We start from the raw sequence: 16,878 nt of genomic DNA on the forward strand, positions 1-16,878 counted from the left end.
CCACCGGCAGCGCCTCCAGCAGGTACTGGCGCATGAAGAACACACCGAACGCGGCGACCAGCGAGGGCAGCACCACGGACTGCAGGTGGTCCACCGCCGGGGCCGCCCGGCCCCCCGGCCCGCCGCCGAGGACGCGGTGGCCGTGCTGCGCCTGGTCACCCGGCGCCCGCCCGCCGTGGACGAGTCGGCCCTGCGCGCGCTGACGGCCGGCGGCGCCGAGCTGTACACGGCGCTCGACCACCTGGTGGCGGGCCGCCGGGACGCCGCCGCCGACATCGTCAACGGCCTGCTCGACGGCACCCGCGCCGCGCCGCGGCTGGTCCGCCACGACGCCGAACCCTGGCACCTGCACTTCGCCCCGCCCGCCGCCGGAGCGGCCGGCCGGCTGGCCGACCTGGCCACCGCCGTGGCGATGCTGCTCGGCAGCGAGGCCGCCGAGCGGCTGCGCCGCTGCCAGGCCGTCCGCTGCGAGGAGCTCTTCCTCGACGCCACCCGCAACCATGCCCAGCGCTACTGCTCGCAGGCCTGCCAGAACCGCACCAAGGTCGCCGCCCACCGCGCCCGCGCCGCGGGCGCCTGACGCCGGGTCGCCCCTGGCGCGGGGCCGTCCCTGACGTCGGGTCATCCCCGGTCCGGCGGGGGCGCGAGCCGGGCGGTCAGCACGGCCGCCCGGTCGGTCCAGCCCAGCGAGGTGTACAGCCGCTCGCCCTCCGGGCTGGCGATCAGCAGTCCGTGCGCCGCGCCGAGGGCGGCCGCCTCCCGGACCAGCCCGGCCATCACCACGCTGGCCAGCCCGCGCCGCCGGTGGGCCGGCGCGGTGCGGATCCGGTGCGCCACCGCGTACGGCCCCGCCACGCCCATCAACCCGCTCGCAGCCGCCCCGTCGTCGTCGGAGCCGCCTACGGTGCCGTCGCCGGTGCCGCCGTCCGGGAGGGCGTCCGGGTCGTCATCGGGGTGGGTCACCCGGCACTCGACCACCGTGCCGGAGCCGTCCGCCCGCGCCGGCCGCACCCGGGTCTGCACCCGGTAGGGCGCGGGCACGGCCGGCGCGGGGTGACCGGCCAGCCTCACGGTCATCATCCGCTCCGGCGCGCCCAGCAGGGCCAGCCCGGCGGAGGCGAGCAGCGGGCCCGCGGCCTCGGGGCGCCGGGTCACCACCGTCAGCCAGGCCGGTTCGTCCGGCCCCGCCCCGGCCACCCGGGCCGCCAGCCGGTCCACCGAGGCCGGGTCCTCGTCGGCCCGCAGCGCGAACACCTCCCGGCTGCGCCCCGGAAGTCCGAGCGCGACCTCCAGCGCGTCGCCGTCCGCGACCTCGCGGGCCGGCCCCAGCTCCCGGCAGAGCCCCCACCCGGGCTGCCAACTCCGTACCAGTTCGGCCGTCGAGGGCCGCAGTCGCTCCACCATGACAGCGACTGTAACCTACTAATCAGCTTTAGTCAGTTACTCGAATTCCGTGGCCCCGACCCGCCACGACGGGCCATGATCACGCCATGCGACCCGAATCACTCTGGCGGAACCCCGACTTCCGGGCCCTGTTCGACAGCGCCACGCTCGCCCAGCTCGGCACCAACGTCGGCTACCTCGCCGTCCCCCTGATCGCCGTGACCGCGCTGGACGCCGGGGCGGGCCAGGTCGGCGCGCTGGCCACCCTGAGCACCGCCGCCTTCCTGCTCATCGGCCTGCCCGCCGGCGCCTGGGTCGACCGGATGCGCCAACGTCGCGTCATGATCGTCGCGGACCTGGCGCGGGCCGCCCTGTACGCCTCCGTCCCGCTCGCCTGGTGGCTGGACGCGCTCACCCTCTGGCAGTTGTACGCCGTCGCCCTGCTGAGCGGCTGCGCCACCGTGTTCTGCGACGTCGCCTCGCAGAGCGTGCTGCCCCGACTCATCGGCCGCGGCCACCTGGTGCAGGCCAACGCCGCCGTGGTCGGCATGATGGCCGCCGCCAACATCGGCGGCCGCGGCGTCGGCGGAGCGCTCGTCCAACTGCTCACCGCCCCCGTCGCGATCGTCGTCACCGCGCTCAGCCACCTCGGCGCTGCGCTGCGCCTGCTCACCCTGCGCCACACCCCCGAGCAGCCCGCCGCCCCCGGCCCCGCCGGCGGCCTGGCCGGCCGGATCGCCGAGGGCCTGCGCCACGTCCTGGGCAACCCCGAACTGCGCGCCCTCGCGCTCACCGCCGCCCTCACCAACCTGGGCTTCCAGATCGTCAACACCCTGCTCCCGGTGCTGTTCGTCCGTGAACTTGGCCTGCCCGCCGGCGCCCTGGGCCTGTTCTGGGCGGTCGGCGGCCTCGGTGTGCTGCTCGGCTCCCGCTGCGCCCGTCCGATCGCCGCCCGGCTCGGCCCCGGTCGCACCCTCGGCCTGGTCGGGCTCTGCGCGGCCCCCGCCGGCCTGCTCGTCCCGCTGATCGACGACGGCCCCCGGCTCCTCCTCGCCGGCCTCGGCTGGCTGATCTGCCTGTTCAAGACCGGTACGGACAACGTCCTCGGCGTCACCCTGCGCCAGCGGATGACCCCCGACGCCCTGCTCGGCCGGATGAACGCCACCTTCCGCTTCCTGCTCACCGGCGCCATGGCGGTCGGCGCCGCCCTCGCCGGCCTCCTCGGCGAACTGGCGGGCCTCCACCCCACCCTCTGGCTCGGCGGCGTCCTGCTGGCCACCGGCTTCCTCCCGGTCCACCTGTCCCCCCTGCGTCACCGCCGCACCCTCCCCGACCAGCTCCCGGCCGACGCCGCCCCGGTGGCCACCGCCGCGGAGGCCCCCGCCCCCGCCCCCGCCGCCGGGACGCCGCTCCCGCGGGGGTGACCGGGGGCCGGAAAACTTTCCGGGAAAACTTCGCCGGGGATGTCGAAATCGCCGGGCGTGTCTCTACCCACCCGTGAGAGCGTCCCTCCGGTGGGACGCGGGAGACCTACGAGGAGCGATCACCATGAAGTACATGCTGCTGATGCAGTTCAGTGAGAAGACCGCCGACTTCCCCGGCCTCGACACGTGGAAGCCGGAGGAGATCCAGGCCCACATCCAGTTCATGCACGACGCCAACCGCGAGCTCGCCGAGGCCGGTGAACTGGTCGACGCGCAGGGGCTGGCGATGCCGGAGACGGCCCGGATCGTGCGCTCGCACAGCGGGGGAGCGCCGGTGGTGACCGAGGGCCCGTTCCCGGAGAGCAAGGAGTGGGTGGCCGGCTGGTGGATCGTGGACTGCGAGGACGAGCGGCGGGCCATCGAGATCGCCGCCACCGTCTCCGCCGCGCCCGGCCCGCGCGGTGAGCCGCTGAACATGCCGATCGAGGTGCGTCGGGTGATGTCGGCGCCGCCCACCGAGCAGTGAGCCCCCGGGAGCCGTGACCCCTCCCGACGTCGCCGTCGACGACCTGCTGCGCAGCCTCGCGCCGCAGGTCGTCGGCGTGCTCACCCGCCGCTACGGCGACTTCGCCACCGCCGAGGACGCCGTCCAGGAGGCCCTGCTCGACGCCGCGACCCAGTGGCCGCGGGAGGGACTGCCGACGAACCCGCGCGGCTGGCTGATCCAGGTGGCCAATCGCCGGATGACCGAGCAGGTCCGCAGCGAGCGGGCCCGCCGGCGCCGGGAGGACCTGGTCGCGGGCCGGGAGCCCGCCGACCGGCTGGCGGCCCCGCCCGCCGACGCCGAGGACCCGGCCGCCCGGGACGACACCCTGACCCTGCTCTTCCTCTGCTGCCACCCCTCGCTGTCGTCCGCCTCGGCGATCGCGCTCACCCTGCGCTCGGTGGGCGGCCTGACGACCGGTGAGATCGCCCGTGCCTTCCTGGTGCCGGAGGCCACCATGGGGCAGCGGATCAGCCGGGCCAAGCAGCGGATCAAGGCCTCCGGGGTGCCGTTCCGCCGCCCCGGCGCCGGGGAGTGGCCGGCCCGGCTGGACGCGGTGCTGCACGTGCTGTACCTGATCTTCAACGAGGGGTACGCCAGCAGCGCCGGCCCCGACCTGCGGCGCGTCGAGCTCTCCCGCGAGGCGATCCGGCTCACCCGGGCGGTGCACGCGATACTCCCGGACGACGGTGAGGTGGCCGGGCTGCTCGCCCTCATGCTGCTCACCGAGGCCCGCGGCCCGGCCCGCACCACCCCGGACGGCGAACTCGTCCCGCTCGCCGAGCAGGACCGCACCCGTTGGGACGCCGACGCCATCGCCGAGGGGATCGCGCTGATCACCGCCGCCCTCCCGGTGGGCCCGGTCGGCCCGTACCAGGTGCAGGCGGCGATCGCGGCCGTCCACGACGAGGCCCCGACGGCGGAGCGGACCGACTGGCCGCAGATCCTCGCGCTGTACGGGGTCCTGGAGCGGATCTCCGACAATCCGCTGATCGTCCTGAACCGGGCCGTCGCCACCGCGATGGTGCACGGTCCGGCCGCGGGCCTCGCCGAACTCGCCTCCGCGGGGGGTTCGCTGAGCGGGCATCACCGCTACTACGCGGTCCGCGCCCATCTGCACGCCCTGGCCGGCGACCGGGCCGCGGCCGTCGCCGACTACCGCGCCGCGGCGGCCCGTACCGCCAGCCTTCCGGAGCGTCACCACCTCACCCTCTGCGCCGCCCGCCTCGCCGCCGACGCGTAGCGGCCGCGGCGTGGTGGCCGGGGCGTAGTGGCCGGGGCGCCGACCGGGAGTCCCGGTGGCGGACGGCCCTGGACCGGCCGGGCTGCCGGTCTACGGGCACATCGAACGCGACCGCGGCGCCACCGACCTGGTCGCCACCCGGCCGGCCCCGCTGCGGATCGGGGTGTGCCGCCTTGTACGGCACGGGAGGTGAGGGGGCGTCGGATGGTTCGTGCCATGATCGATCCATGGATTCGATACCCCAGAGCCGCGCTCCCCGTACACCGGCGGGCCGCGTCCCTCGTACACCGGCGGTCCTCCGGGTGGGCGCGCTGCTCGCGCTCACGGCGCTCGCCGCCGGCTGCGGCAGCACCCACGCGTCGGGCCCGGCGGGTGGCGCCCCGGCCCCGGCCGCGTCGGCCTCCCGGTTCACCGGGGGGATCGTCACGCCCGATACGCTGAGGACGCCGACCCCCACCGCCACCCCCACCCCGACCGCCACCTGCTCGCCGGACGGGATCACGATGGCGGCCGACGAGGGCAACGCGGCCATGGGCCTGCGGGTGCTCGGCGTCCAGCTGACCAACTGCGGCACCGCCGCCCTCACCCTCAACGGCTACCCCACGGTCCGCGTCCTGGACGCCGAGCACAAGCCGCTCGACATCAACGTCGGCCACGGGACCATGGGCATCGCCGTCCTGCCGAGCTTCGACCCCGGTGCCAGGAAGGTGACCCTCAAGCCCGGCGAGAGCGCCACCTTCGGGCTGGTCTGGCGCAACACCGCCGACATGGGCGACAAGCCCTCCGACGAAGGACGGTACCTGGAGATCACCGCCGCCCCCGGCCGCACCCGCTACGAGGTCCCCGCCCACCTCGACCTGGGCACCACCGGCAAGCTCGGCATCAGCGCCTGGGGCCCGTACAGCGTGCGGTGAACCGCGCCGCGCGGACCGTACGGCCGAGGTGTGCCGCGCGGGTCAGGACGCCTGCCGTCCCTTGCCCGGCGCGCCCGCGAAGGCCTGGGCGATCGGGAGCCAGGCCAGCGCCGTCTCCCCCGTGGCGGTCAGGGCCAGGTCGTCCCGGTGCCGGCGCTGGGTGACCAGCAGGCAGAAGTCCAGCGCGGGGCCGCTCACCCGGTCGGCCGCGTCGGGCGGGCCCCAGGTCCACGACCCGCCGTCCGGACCGGACAGCTCCACCCGGACCGGCGCCTGCGGCACCGGCAGCCCGTGCAGGGTGAACGCGAAGCCCATCGTGCGCACCCCCAGGTGCGCGATGTGCCGCAGCCGGGCCGACGGCGCCCGCGACACGCCGAGCGCGTCCGCGACGTCCTGCCCGTGCGCCCAGGTCTCCATGAGCCGCGCCGTCGCCATCGACGCCGGCTTCATCGGCGGGCCGAACCACGGCAGCCGGGCGTCCGCCGGGGCCCCGCCCAGCGCCGCCAGCACCTCCTCCCGCCCGGCCCGCCAGCGGGCCAGCAGCTCCGGGGGATCGATGTCCGCGCCGCGGGCCGCGCCCTCCTCCACCGGGTCCACGCCGCCCGCGACCAGGTCCCCGAAGACCCGCCCGGACCGCTCGGCGAAGCCCTCCGGGTCCCGGGCCGACAGCGCCGCCCAGTCGTCCGTCCACGCCAGGTGCGCGATCTGGTGCGCGATCGTCCACCCCTCCGCCGGGGTCGGCGCCGCCCAGGCGTCCGGCACCAGACCGGCCACCAGGGCGTCCAGCTCCTCGCTCTCGGCCCGCAGATCGGCCAGCACCTCGGACCGCAGAGCGTCCACGTCCGCCATGGTTCATCCCCTCTCCAGCACTCCGGGACCTTCCCGGATACTCCCCACCCGGCGGGTCCGCGGAACCGCCGTCCCGCTCACCGGACCCCTCCGGGGAACGCGCGTCAGGCCTCTCGTCAGCGGCCCCACTGCGTGTGAGAATCGCGCGATGAGAACGGCCGCGGCCACCCCCTCCCCGCGCACCACCGTCCCGTGCACCCTCGCCCCGGGCACCCCTGCGCGGGCCGGCCTCGCCCCGGACGGTCTCGCCGCCCGCGCCGCCGAGCTGGTCCGGGACGCCGTCCTCGGGGACCTCGCCCGCCGGGTGGTCGCCGACTGCGGGGCCGACGTCGGCCTGGTCGGCGTGCCCGAGCGCACCGCCGGCGGATCCGGTGGCCCGGCCGGCATCGTGCTGCGCCACTGGGCCGGCACCCGGGCCGACCTGCTGCACGACCTCGCCGTCCCGGCCGGCACCGGCCTCGGCGGCCGGGCACTGGCCGAACGCGCCCCCACCTGGGTGCCCGACTACCGTGCCGCCACCACGATCTCCCACCACTACGACGCCGCGGTCACCGCCGAGGACCTGTACGCGATGCTCACCGTCCCGCTGCTGCACGACGGCACCGTGTACGGCGTGGTGTACGCCTCGCTGCGGGCCGTGGTGCCGTTCGGCGACGTCCGGATCGCGGCCGTCGGCGAACTCGCCGCGACCGCCACCCGGGCGCTGGCCGGCGCCGCCGCCTGGCGCGGACCCGTACCGCGGGCCGCCGCCCCGGCGGGTGCCCTGACCCGGCGCGAGCACGAGGTGCTGCGCTGGGCGGCGACCGGCCGGACCAACCCGGAGATCGCCGCCCAGCTCGGTCTCACCCGCAACACCGTGACCGGCTACCTGAAGAGCGCCATGCACAAGCTCGGCGTCCGCAACCGCACCGAACTCGCCCTCGCGGCACGGGAGTCCGGCCTGCTCTGAGCCTGCTCCGGGTCCGGGCCGGCCTGTGCCTGTGCCTGGCCCGGCCCGGACCCGGCCCGGATCGTTCCGTTCCGGGCCGGCGCGGTCAGTTGACCTGCCGGTCCCGTCCCGCCCAGTACTGCTCGCGCAGCCGGAACTTCTGCAGCTTGCCGGTGGCGGTCCTGGCCAGCGCGTCCCGGAACTCCACCGAGGTCGGGGACTTGTAGCCCGCCAGCCGCTCCTTGCAGTGCGCGATCAGCTCCGCCTCGTCGGCCTCCCGGCCCGGCTTGAGCACCACCAGCGCCTTGACCGTCTCGCCCCACTTCTCATCCGGCACGCCGATCACCGCGACCTCGGCCACCGCCGGGTGCCCGTACAGGCAGTCCTCCACCTCGATCGAGGAGACGTTCTCCCCGCCGCTGATGATGACGTCCTTCTTCCGGTCCGAGATGGTCAGGTAGCCGTCGACGAGGGTGCCGCCGTCCCCGGTGTGGAACCAGTCGTCCCGGATCGCCTCGGCGGTCTCCTTCGGCTGCTGCCAGTAGCCCTCCAGGACGACGTTGGAGCGCACCAGCACCTCGCCCTGCGGGTCCACCCGTACCTGGTTGCCGATCGCCGGCGCGCCCGCCCGCACCAGCCGCTCGGCCCGTTCGGCGGAGGGCAGTCCGTCCCACTCGGAGCGCGAACGGTTGACCGTCACCACCGGCGAGGTCTCGGTCAGACCGTAGATCTGCATGAACTCCCAGCCGAGTTCGGACTCGATGCGCTCCACCACGGTGGTCGGCGGCGGCGCGCCGGCCACGATGATCCGCACCCGGTCGCGGCCGGGCACCGGCCCGTCCCAGTCGGCGGCCGCGTCCAGCACCATCTGGACCACCGCGGGGGCGCCGCACAGGAACGTCACCCCGTGCCGCTCCACCCGGCGCAGGATCTCCGCGCCGTCCACCTTCCGCAGCACGATGTGTTGCGCGCCCAGCCCGGTCAGCGAGAACGGCAGGCCCCAGCCGTTGGCGTGGAACATCGGCAGGGTGTGCAGGTAGACGTCCCGGTCGCTCGCCCCGAAGTGCAGGCCCATCAGCATGGCGTTCAGCCAGATGTTGCGGTGGGTGAGCTGAACGCCCTTGGGGCGGGCGGTGGTTCCGCTGGTGTAGTTGATCGTCGCGGTGTCCGACTCGGCGATCGCGAACCGCTCGGGGGCGTTGTCGAAGTCGTACAGCAGCGCGTCGCTCTCGGCGCCGATGACGAACGTGTGCGGGGCCGTGACCCCGGCCAGCGGCTCGGCGAGCTCGGGATCGACCAGCAGCACGGACGCGCCGCTCTGCTCGACGATGTACGACACCTCCTCGGCCCTCAGCCGGAAGTTCACCGGCACCAGCACCCGGCCGTACCCGCTCACGCCGAACATCGAGGTCATCAGCCGCGCCGAGTTGTGCGACACGACCGCGACCCGTTCGCCCGGCCCGACGCCCAGCCGGTCCAGCCCGGCGGCCTGCGCCCGCGCCAGCTCGGCGATCCGCCGGTAGCTGAGCTCGCCCCAGGATGCGGCCGGCTGCACCGGCTCGTCGACGATGCCGACCCGGTCGCCGTAGACCAGCTCGGCCCGGTCGAGGAAGTCCATCACGGAGAGTGGAATCTGCATGCGCCCACTGTCCTCCTCCGGCCGCCCGCCGCACACCCCCGATCGGGGGTGTCACCCGTACGGGAGCGCCACGGACCGCCCTTCGGCGGCGGGTTCGGAAGGCTGGGCGTGCTGGGTGGGTTCGGCATGCCCGGTGAGTTCGGTGGGATCGGCGGGCGGGGGTGAGGCGGGCGGGGCTTCGGCGGGCGTGGCTTCGGCGGCGGCCAGGGTGGCCGCCAGCCGGTCGCGGGCGGCGGTCTGGGCGGCGATCCGCTCGTCGATGACGGCCAGCCGCTCGCGGGCGATCCGCAGCGCCCGCGCCGAGGCGGGCCCCGCCAGGACGTCGCCGTCCAGGCAGGGCAGGAAGTGCCGGACGTCCTCCAGGGTGAGCCCGGCGGCCAGCAGTCCGCGGATGTTGCGGACCCGCACGGCCGCCGAACCGCCGTACACCCGGTAGCCGTTGGGGGCACGCTCGGAGGCGATCAGGCCGGCCTGCTCGTAGTGGCGCAGGGCGCGGGCGGTGCAGCCGGTGGTCCGTGCCAGTTCGCCGATCCGCATCGCCCGCTCCCCGAAGGTCCGTCACCTCGCGCCCGGTCCACCCCTGTCGGGCGGGTCGCCGGTGGCGGGTGGGCCTCTCATGCCACGACGGCGCCGCCGTCCACCGGCAAGACTACTCCGGTGACGAACGAGGCCCCCGGGTCGGCCAGCCGCGTGATCGCCCAGGCCACCTCCTCCGGGCGGCCGATCCGGCCGAGCGGCGTGTGGGCGAGCTGCCACCGCCGGACGGCCTCCCGCTGCTCGGGGGTGAGCCCGGAGTGCTCGCCGATCGGGGTGTCGACCGCCCCGGGCGCCACCGCGACCACCCGGATCCCCAGCGGCGCCAGCTCCACCGCCCAGCTGCGGGTGACCACTTCGAGGGCGGCCTTGCTCCCCGCGTACAGCGCGTTGCCCGGCCAGGCGCGCTGGCCGACGGAGGTGGTGACGTTGACGACCACCCCGCGCGAGGCCGTCAGCGCGGGCAGCGCGGCCTGGGTGAGCAGGGCGGGGGCGGTCAGGTTGGTGGCCAGCTGGGCCGCGACGGCCTCCGCGGTGAGCCCGCCGAGCGGGGCGCCGCGGACGATCCCGGCGTTGTTCACCAGGACGTCGAGCCGGCCGTACCGCTCCAGCACGGCGGCGACGACCGCCTCCGGGGCGCCGGGCGCGGTGAGGTCGGCGGTCAGGGTGCCGATCCGGTCGGAGGCGGCGGCGGTTTCGTCGAGCGGTCCGGGGCGCCGTCCGACCACCACGACCCGTACGCCCGTGGTGGTGGCCGCGCCCCTGGCGGCGTCGGCGGGCGCGGAGTCCCGGGCGGAGTCCTCGGCGAAGGCCCGGGCGGGGTCCTCGGCGAAGGCCCGGGCGGGGTCCTCGGCGAAGGCCCGGGCGGTGGCCCGGCCGATGCCGGTACCACCCCCGGTGACCAGGACGACACGGGAGGGCCGCGGCGGGGTGGGGAGCGATGCGAGCGGGGCGGGGAGCGGTGCGGTGGAGGAATCCGGCGTGGAGGGGTTCATGGCCGTCAGCCTCCGACCCTGCCGCCGGCGGCAAGGTCAAGCCCGGTCGGGTGAAGATCCTCCTCCGGTTGCTGTGCCGGGGGCGAACAGTCCTTCCTGGAGCGGGGATTCGGGCGCGCCGGCTGGTAGGAAGGAGGGAAACGAACACTCACGGGGGAGCTCACGGATGAGCGACGAACCGACCACGAACACCGAACCGACCACGAACACCGACCCGATCGGCGCCGGGCCGAACCCCGGCGAAGGGCGGGAGAACCTCTACGAGGCCATCGGCGGGATCGAGGCGCTGCGACGCCTGAGCAACACCTTCTACGAGGGTGTGCTCGCCGATCCGCTGCTGGCGCCCGTCTTCGCCGACTTCACCCGGACCCACATCGAGCACGTCGCGGTCTGGCTCGCCGAGATCTTCGGCGGCCCGGACCGGTTCACCGCCGAGCTCGGCGGCCACCAGGCGCTGCTCCGCTCGCACCTCGGCCTGTCCATCACCGAGGAGCAGCGCGCCCGCTGGATGGAGCTGATGACCGCCGCCGTCGAGAAGGAACTGCCGGCGGACGAACTGCTGCGCCGCCGGGTGGTGGAGTACTTCGACTGGGGCACCAAGATCGCGAAGAGCGTCTCGGCCACCCCGCCCGGCACCGACCTGGGCGACCCCGGGCCGACGCCCCGCTGGGGCTGGGAAGGCCTGAAGTGAGCGCGACGCAGGCCGGTGCGGGTACCGGCACCGGTACCCGCACCGGCCTGAGGCTGCGCGAGTGGCGGGACGAGGACGTGCCCGCACTGATCGAGGTCTACCGGGACCCGGTGCTGCGGCAGTGGACACGGCAGGGGGTGACGGACGAGGCGGAGGCCGCCCGCTGGCTGGAGACGCAGCGGGAGGGGCGGGCGGCCGGGGAGCGGTACAGCTTCGCGGTCGTGGAGCCGGTGGCGGACGACCGGGCGGGGGAGCGGCTGGTCGCCAACGTGGTGCTCAAGCTCGGTCCCGGCGCCTACCGCCACGCCGACGTCGGCTACTGGACGGCCGCCCACGCCCGTGGCCGCGGTGTCGCGCCGCACGCCGTGGACCTGCTCACCGACTGGGCGTTCGAGACCTTCGCGGACGACGGGCTGACCCGGCTCGACCTGCTGCACCAGGTGGACAACCCGGCCTCCTGCCGGGTGGCCGAGAAGGCCGGCTACGTGCTGGAACGCGTGATCCCCGCCCACCCGCCGTTCCCGCTGGACGGCCACCTCCACACCCGGGCGGCGGCGCCGCGCTGACCCCTGGGGTGGTGCCGGGACGGTGCTGACCGGCCTCGGGGCCTCGCTCCGAGGGAGGCCCCGAGGCCGGCCGGCGATAACTGCTGGACCTGGGCGGGGGAGCCGGTCACAGTGGCTCCCATGGCTTCTCTTGTGCGACACGTGACGATCGACTGCGCCGACGCCTACAAGCTCGGTGAGTTCTGGGCCCAGGTGCTGAACAGCTCGGTCTCCGAGGACGACCTGCCCGGTGACCCCGAGGTGCTGGTCGCGACGGAGGGCGCCGGGCTGCTGTTCATCGAGGTGCCCGAGGGCAAGACGGTGAAGAACCGCGTGCACCTGGACATCCAGCCGCAGGACCGCACCCGGGACGAGGAGGTGGAGCGCCTGCTCGCACTGGGTGCCACGCTGGTCGGCGACCACCGGCGGCCGGACGGCAAGGGCTGGGTCACGCTCGCGGACATCGAGGGCAACGAGTTCTGCGTCGAGCGCAGCATCGCCGAGCGGGAGTCCACCGAGCGGGAGTCCACCGAACAGGGGGCCGCGGAGCCGGTCGAGCCCGCTGCGCAGGCCGAGTCCGCCGCCTGACGTTCGTCCGCCCCGGCGCGCTCCTCGCACGCGTTCACTCCACGGCCGCCCGCCAGGACCACGAGGTCCGACGCGGGCGGCCAGCCAGTTCCGCCCGCCCGGTGCACCAGAGCAGCACCTCGGCGGGCCCGGCGTCCGGCCCGATCTCCGGCCCGATCTCCGGCGCGTCCGGGAACAGCCGCGTCAGCGCGGCCGCGGCGAGATTCGTGGGCGGCCGCCAGTCGAGGACCAGCCCGCCCGCGATGTCATGGGTGTGCAGCAGCAGTTCGGCGACGCCCATCGCGGCGAAGCCCGGCGGGTCGCAGGGGCCGTAGTGCCACGCCCGCAGCCCGGGTGGGGCCGCGTCCAGCGCCGTGGCCAGCAACCGCCCGCAGGCGGCCAGTACCTCCAGCACCTCCGCCGGTCCGGCCGTCGCCGGCACGGTGAGGTCGAAGGGCAGGTACCCGTGTTCCGGGCGTCCGGCGAGCTGCCCGGCGTACGCGAGCAGGTCGTGTGCGATGTGGACGGCGGTCTCCCGGCAACTCCACTCCAGCGGCCCGGCGGGCTCGTCCCAGCGCGCCGAGTCGGCCATGGGGCGCAGCAGCGTGAGCGTTTCGCCGAGTGCGGCCCTGACGTGGTCACCGTTCAGAACATCGACGGCGTTCACGTCGGCGCTGTCGTTCACCTTGGCGCCCTTGATCACCTCATCGCGACCGTTCACGCTCCCGCCCTCGTTCACCCGGTCGCTCACGTTCACCTCTTCGCCAACGTTCAATTGATCGCGATCATCTGCTGAAACGTCACCGTTCACGTGAACGTGAATGCTCACCACATTTCCACCGTTCATGCCACCGTGACGCTTCACCACATCGTGAACGTTCAGCCCATCGTCACCATTCGCCACAGAGCCCGACTACCCGCCCGGCCGTATGCCCACGCCCCGCCGCCGGTCCCAGTGCCAGTCGCGCCCACCGGCCCCGGCCCCCGCCCCGGCCCCGCCCTGGGCCCGGCCCCGGCGCCGACAGCATCCGCACGGGCGGCGGGCGGACCGGCCGTGCGGCTCAGCCCAGCTGGACGGACCGCTTGGCCAGCCCCATCCAGAAGCCGTCGATGACGCTGCGCTGGCTGCCGAGGTCGGCCTCGCCGGCGCCCAGGGTGACGAACAGCGGGGCGAAGTGCTCGGTGCGCGGGTGGGCGAGCCGTCCGGCCGGGGCCTTGTGCTCGAAGTCCAGCAGGGCGTCCAGGTCCTGGGCGTCCAGGGCGCGCCGGCCCCAGTCGTCGAACTCGGCCATCACGGAGGTCACCCGTCCGTCGGAGCTGAGCGCGCGCAGGTTGTGGGTGAAGAAGCCGCTGCCGATGATCAGGACGCCCTCGTCGCGCAGCGGGGCGAGTCGACGGCCGATCTCCAGCAGTCGCTGAGGGTCCAGGGTGGGCATCGAGATCTGGAGGACGGGGACGTCCGCCTCCGGGAACATCTCGACCAGCGGCACGTAGGCGCCGTGGTCCAGTCCGCGGTCGGGGATGTCCTGGACGGGCGTGCCGGGCGCGCGCAGCAGCTTGCGCACCCGTTCGGCGAGCTCGGGCGCGCCGGGCGCCGCGTACTGCACCCGGTAGTAGTGCTCGGGGAAGCCCCAGAAGTCGTAGACCAACGGCACGGTGGTGACGGCGCCGAGCGCGAGCGGTGCCTCCTCCCAGTGGGCGGAGACGACCAGGACGGCCTTCGGGCGCGGCAGCGAGGCGGACCAGGCGGCCAGCTCGCCGGGCCAGACCGGGTCGTCGGCGAGCGGGGGAGCGCCGTGGGAGAGGTAGAGGGCGGGCATACGCTCGGGGGCTGCGGTGCTCATGGCGCCTTCCTCTGTGGGGTCGCGGCCGACTGGGGGTCGAACACGCGTCGAGTGCGGGTCGAGTACGGCTCGGGTGTGGATCGGATACGAGTCAAGTAGTTCAATTTTGAACCTCGACACTTCGACGGTACACCTTGGTTCGAATTTGAACAACAGGAGTACGATTCCCGCATGTCCTCCATGTCATCGTCCTCGCCGCCCTCCGCGGGCGGGCCCAACTGGCTCGATCCGGACGAGATGGCCGCCTGGCGGGGCTTCGTGGTCGCGAGCAACCTCCTCAACCGTCGGCTGGAACGCCAGCTCAAGGAGGATTCGGGGCTCTCCCACACCCAGTACGAGGTGCTGGTGCACCTCTCCGCGGCCCCGGCCGGTTCGCTGCGGATGACCGAGCTCGCCGACAAGCTGGTCACCTCCAAGAGCGGCCTCACCTACCAGGTCACCCAGCTGGAACGGATGGGCCTGGTCGGCCGGCGCTCGTGCCCCAGTGACGTGCGCGGCGTCTTCGCCGAGCTCACCGACCAGGGGCGCGAGGTCCTGCGGCAGGCCGCCCCCGGCCACGTCGCCCTGGTCCGCGAGCTGCTCATCGACGTGCTGACCCGCGAACAGCTCGCCGTCCTCGCCGAGGGGCTCGGCGAGGTCAGCGCCCGGCTGCGCCTGGACGACCGGGCCTGACCGGGGCTGTGGGCTCGGCGGGCCCCGATCTGCCGGCCCGGCTGCGTGGCTGCGTGAGCGGCCACTTCGGCATCGCGAGGGTCACCCTGCAGTTGGAGCCCGCCGGGGCCGGGGCCTGCGGCTGATCTGACCGCGGGACGTCATTTGTCCTGGTTCCCTTGCGGCGGGGTCGCGGTATCGGCACCTCCGGGCCGCGGCCCTTGCCGCCCTCCTGGCGTGCCATCACCCTTCTGGCGAAGGGAAGTCGGGAGGGGAAGGTAGCGTGAAGCAGTTCGTCTCCATGGTGGCCGCGGCGCTGGTGGCGTTCGTCGTCTTCGTGGCGGTCAGGGATCACGTCGACATCGACCTCGGCTCCTCGTCGGACAACCACTCCTCCTCGTCGAGCAGCGGCGGAGGAAGCGGCGGCAACGGGAGCAACGACAGCGGCAGCAACGGCAGCAACGGCAGCAACGGCAACAGCAACGGCAACAACGGCAAGAGCGGGGGCGGTTCGTCGCCCACGGTCACGTCCCGGCCCGCGGAGGTCCTCGGTTCCGTCCAGACCACCTTCCGGGGCACCAAGGGGAGCGAGCGGGTCGACTGCTCCGCGATCGACACCGAGTTCAAGGTCTTCCCGTACAAGGGGAAGATCCGCTGGACGATCCTGGTCCGGGACGCCAGGCCCGGTGCCGCACCGCCGTACCCGGGCAGCACGCCGCCCGGGATCGTGGTCTCCCCGGGATCCGGCACGTTGGAGGACGGGCAGAGTCAACTCGTCCACCTCCGCGGCAGGTTCGACGGACCCGGCAAGCGGTTCTGGGTGCTGGTGACGGCTCCGACCTCGAGCGGGTCCAGCGGGTCCAGCGGGTCCATCCTGGAGTTCAGCTGCTACTAAGCGCCGTCCGGGCGGCGAGCCTCCGCGCTCCCGCCCGGATCCGCTCCTCGCCCAGCTCCGGCAGCAGCGCGGCCACGTGCTCCGCGGCGAGCGGGGCCAGCAGTGCGTGCGCGTCGTGCTCGGGGTCCGCGGAGGTCTCCGCGAGCAGGATCGCCAGGTGCCGGTGCCAGAACCGGTACGCCCCGATCCGATAGCGGGCGCCGCGCGAGGCCGTCTCCGACATCCGGACCAGGTCCAGGTGTTCCAGCAGGTAGTCCAGGTAGGCGTCGACGAAGGCCGCCAGCCGTTCCGGCGCCGCCGCTCCCGGGCCGAGCGGTGCCGGGCCGCGCAGGACGGCCTCCTGGAGCTCGCGCTCGCGGGCGTCCAGCAGGGCCACCGCGAGCCCCGACTTGTCGCCGAAGCGGCGGAAGAGCGTCCCCTTGCCGACGCCGGCCGCGGCCGCGATCTGGTCCATCGACACCGCCTCGACCCCGTGCTCGGCGAACAGCCGGCCGGCGGCCTCCAGTACGGCGGCCCGGTTGCGGGCGGCGTCGGCGCGTTCGACGGGCGGGGGAGTGCGCAGCAGCTCCAGCTCCACGGGGACGCCGGCTTCCACGGGGACGCCGGCGGGCGCGGTGTTGGCGGACGCGGTGCCGGTGGACGGCGAAGCGGCGGAAGGCGTGCCGGTGGACGAGGGGATTGCGGAACCGGACCGCGGTCCGTTACTGTCGTGAGCCATAACCGGACTATAGTCCGAATCTGATCCCTTCAGGAGGTAGCGGCATGACCGCACTCATCACCCGGGACGAACTGGCGGCGGCCATCGAGGCCGGCGGCGTGACCGTCCTCGACACGCTCGGGGGCGACTACTACGCCGAGCAGCACCTGCCCGGAGCCGTCGCCCTCGTACGGGCCGACGTGGACGAACTGGCGCCCACCCTGCTGCCCGACCGCGATGCCGCCGTCGTCACCTACTGCTCCAACCCGGCCTGCCCCAACAGCGGACAGGTGGCGGACCGGCTGACCGTGCTCGGCTACACCAACGTCCGCAAGTACCGCGAGGGCATCGAGGACTGGGTCGAGGCCGGCCTGCCGACCGAGACCTCCTGACCGCTCCTCCGCCCGCTCGCCGTCGGGTCGTCCCCGGCCGTCCCCGCGTGACCGGGCGGACGACCCCGTTCCCGCGTGACCGGGCGGACGACCCCGTACCCGTGCGGCGGGGCCTGGAACACAGGCCCCCCCCCACGGGCGCC

The 16,878-nt window shown here is 74.5% G+C and carries 20 protein-coding genes and 2 pseudogenes; 13 read left to right on the top strand and 9 right to left on the bottom strand.

The features are described from left to right. Positions 1–91 (bottom strand): annotated as a pseudogene (locus tag ACWEQL_RS33630) (carbohydrate ABC transporter permease); the annotation flags it as partial. Between the two features lie 321 nt (positions 92–412). Between ACWEQL_RS33630 and ACWEQL_RS33635 the strand changes: the two are divergent. Then, complete coding sequence (locus ACWEQL_RS33635; RefSeq protein WP_452154194.1) at positions 413–580, top strand: CGNR zinc finger domain-containing protein; 168 nt, start codon at positions 413–415, stop codon at positions 578–580. A 41-nt stretch (positions 581–621) separates the two neighbouring features. On the opposite strand, the gene ACWEQL_RS33640 is transcribed toward ACWEQL_RS33635, so the two are convergent. Next, on the bottom strand, positions 622–1,404 hold the full coding sequence (locus tag ACWEQL_RS33640) for a GNAT family N-acetyltransferase (RefSeq protein WP_452154175.1): 783 nt from the start codon (positions 1,402–1,404) through the stop codon (positions 622–624). 86 nt (positions 1,405–1,490) lie between these two features. Here ACWEQL_RS33640 and ACWEQL_RS33645 point away from each other — a divergent pair, with 86 nt between their 5' ends. The 5 genes from ACWEQL_RS33645 to ACWEQL_RS33665 all read left to right on the top strand — a co-directional run bounded on the left by ACWEQL_RS33645 (position 1,491) and on the right by ACWEQL_RS33665 (position 5,508). Then, a complete protein-coding gene (locus ACWEQL_RS33645) occupies positions 1,491–2,807 on the top strand; it encodes an MFS transporter (protein WP_452154176.1) in 1,317 nt (438 codons plus the stop codon). 124 nt (positions 2,808–2,931) lie between these two features. Further along, positions 2,932–3,333 (top strand): YciI family protein, encoded by a 402-nt coding sequence (locus ACWEQL_RS33650; RefSeq protein WP_452154177.1) that lies wholly within the window; start codon positions 2,932–2,934, stop codon positions 3,331–3,333. A gap of 13 nt (positions 3,334–3,346) precedes the next feature. Further along, positions 3,347–4,594 (top strand): RNA polymerase sigma factor, encoded by a 1,248-nt coding sequence (locus tag ACWEQL_RS33655; RefSeq protein WP_452154178.1) that lies wholly within the window; start codon positions 3,347–3,349, stop codon positions 4,592–4,594. A 55-nt stretch (positions 4,595–4,649) separates the two neighbouring features. Beyond that, positions 4,650–4,787 carry a hypothetical protein gene (locus tag ACWEQL_RS33660; protein WP_452154179.1) on the top strand — a complete coding sequence of 46 codons (138 nt, stop codon included), beginning with the start codon at positions 4,650–4,652 and terminating at the stop codon, positions 4,785–4,787. A 34-nt stretch (positions 4,788–4,821) separates the two neighbouring features. Continuing rightward, positions 4,822–5,508, top strand: a complete 687-nt coding sequence (locus tag ACWEQL_RS33665; protein ID WP_452154180.1) for a DUF4232 domain-containing protein — start codon at positions 4,822–4,824, stop codon at positions 5,506–5,508. A gap of 42 nt (positions 5,509–5,550) precedes the next feature. On the opposite strand, the gene ACWEQL_RS33670 is transcribed toward ACWEQL_RS33665, so the two are convergent. Next, positions 5,551–6,357: a TIGR03084 family metal-binding protein gene (locus ACWEQL_RS33670; RefSeq protein WP_452154181.1), complete on the bottom strand. Its 807-nt coding sequence runs from the start codon at positions 6,355–6,357 to the stop codon at positions 5,551–5,553. Between the two features lie 148 nt (positions 6,358–6,505). Here ACWEQL_RS33670 and ACWEQL_RS33675 point away from each other — a divergent pair, with 148 nt between their 5' ends. Then, the gene (locus tag ACWEQL_RS33675; RefSeq protein WP_452154182.1) at positions 6,506–7,306 is read left to right on the top strand and encodes a LuxR C-terminal-related transcriptional regulator; all 801 of its coding nucleotides are present in this window, start codon (positions 6,506–6,508) and stop codon (positions 7,304–7,306) included. A gap of 85 nt (positions 7,307–7,391) precedes the next feature. Here ACWEQL_RS33675 and ACWEQL_RS33680 read toward each other — a convergent pair whose 3' ends face one another. From ACWEQL_RS33680 to ACWEQL_RS33690, 3 genes and pseudogenes are all read right to left on the bottom strand, one after another. Continuing rightward, positions 7,392–8,924 carry an AMP-binding protein gene (locus ACWEQL_RS33680; RefSeq protein WP_452154183.1) on the bottom strand — a complete coding sequence of 511 codons (1,533 nt, stop codon included), beginning with the start codon at positions 8,922–8,924 and terminating at the stop codon, positions 7,392–7,394. A 189-nt stretch (positions 8,925–9,113) separates the two neighbouring features. After that, a pseudogene (locus tag ACWEQL_RS33685) lies at positions 9,114–9,461 on the bottom strand (MerR family transcriptional regulator); the annotation flags it as partial. A 77-nt stretch (positions 9,462–9,538) separates the two neighbouring features. Continuing rightward, entirely contained in the window at positions 9,539–10,453 is a 915-nt protein-coding gene (locus tag ACWEQL_RS33690; protein ID WP_452154184.1) for an SDR family NAD(P)-dependent oxidoreductase, read from the bottom strand. A 166-nt stretch (positions 10,454–10,619) separates the two neighbouring features. On the opposite strand from ACWEQL_RS33690, the gene ACWEQL_RS33695 reads away from it, so the two are divergent. The 3 genes from ACWEQL_RS33695 to ACWEQL_RS33705 all read left to right on the top strand — a co-directional run bounded on the left by ACWEQL_RS33695 (position 10,620) and on the right by ACWEQL_RS33705 (position 12,277). Beyond that, positions 10,620–11,144, top strand: coding sequence for a group II truncated hemoglobin (locus ACWEQL_RS33695; RefSeq protein WP_452154185.1), 525 nt, complete (start codon positions 10,620–10,622; stop codon positions 11,142–11,144). Beyond that, positions 11,141–11,710: a GNAT family N-acetyltransferase gene (locus ACWEQL_RS33700; RefSeq protein ID WP_452154186.1), complete on the top strand. Its 570-nt coding sequence runs from the start codon at positions 11,141–11,143 to the stop codon at positions 11,708–11,710. Before ACWEQL_RS33695 ends, ACWEQL_RS33700 begins: the two co-directional genes overlap by 4 nt. A 120-nt stretch (positions 11,711–11,830) precedes the next feature. Further along, positions 11,831–12,277, top strand: a complete 447-nt coding sequence (locus tag ACWEQL_RS33705; RefSeq protein WP_452154187.1) for a VOC family protein — start codon at positions 11,831–11,833, stop codon at positions 12,275–12,277. Positions 12,278–12,311: 34 nt separating this feature from the next. Here ACWEQL_RS33705 and ACWEQL_RS33710 read toward each other — a convergent pair whose 3' ends face one another. Together ACWEQL_RS33710 and ACWEQL_RS33715 are read right to left on the bottom strand one after the other, a co-directional pair. Then, positions 12,312–13,007 carry a maleylpyruvate isomerase N-terminal domain-containing protein gene (locus ACWEQL_RS33710; protein ID WP_452154188.1) on the bottom strand — a complete coding sequence of 232 codons (696 nt, stop codon included), beginning with the start codon at positions 13,005–13,007 and terminating at the stop codon, positions 12,312–12,314. 310 nt (positions 13,008–13,317) lie between these two features. After that, a complete protein-coding gene (locus ACWEQL_RS33715) occupies positions 13,318–14,100 on the bottom strand; it encodes a dioxygenase family protein (protein ID WP_452154189.1) in 783 nt (260 codons plus the stop codon). Positions 14,101–14,271: 171 nt separating this feature from the next. Between ACWEQL_RS33715 and ACWEQL_RS33720 the strand changes: the two genes are divergently transcribed. Together ACWEQL_RS33720 and ACWEQL_RS33725 are read left to right on the top strand one after the other, a co-directional pair. Then, complete coding sequence (locus ACWEQL_RS33720) at positions 14,272–14,772, top strand: MarR family winged helix-turn-helix transcriptional regulator (RefSeq protein ID WP_452154190.1); 501 nt, start codon at positions 14,272–14,274, stop codon at positions 14,770–14,772. Positions 14,773–15,034: 262 nt separating this feature from the next. Continuing rightward, on the top strand, positions 15,035–15,646 hold the full coding sequence (locus ACWEQL_RS33725) for a hypothetical protein (RefSeq protein ID WP_452154191.1): 612 nt from the start codon (positions 15,035–15,037) through the stop codon (positions 15,644–15,646). On the opposite strand, the gene ACWEQL_RS33730 is transcribed toward ACWEQL_RS33725, so the two are convergent. Continuing rightward, the gene (locus ACWEQL_RS33730) at positions 15,633–16,364 is read right to left on the bottom strand and encodes a TetR/AcrR family transcriptional regulator (RefSeq protein ID WP_452154192.1); all 732 of its coding nucleotides are present in this window, start codon (positions 16,362–16,364) and stop codon (positions 15,633–15,635) included. The two genes, ACWEQL_RS33725 and ACWEQL_RS33730, sit on opposite strands and share 14 nt — an antisense overlap. A 44-nt stretch (positions 16,365–16,408) precedes the next feature. Between ACWEQL_RS33730 and ACWEQL_RS33735 the strand changes: the two genes are divergently transcribed. After that, complete coding sequence (locus ACWEQL_RS33735; protein ID WP_452154193.1) at positions 16,409–16,735, top strand: rhodanese-like domain-containing protein; 327 nt, start codon at positions 16,409–16,411, stop codon at positions 16,733–16,735. Positions 16,736–16,878: the final 143 nt, after the last annotated feature.

The sequence above is a fragment of the Kitasatospora sp. NPDC004240 genome (genome assembly GCF_053603215.1).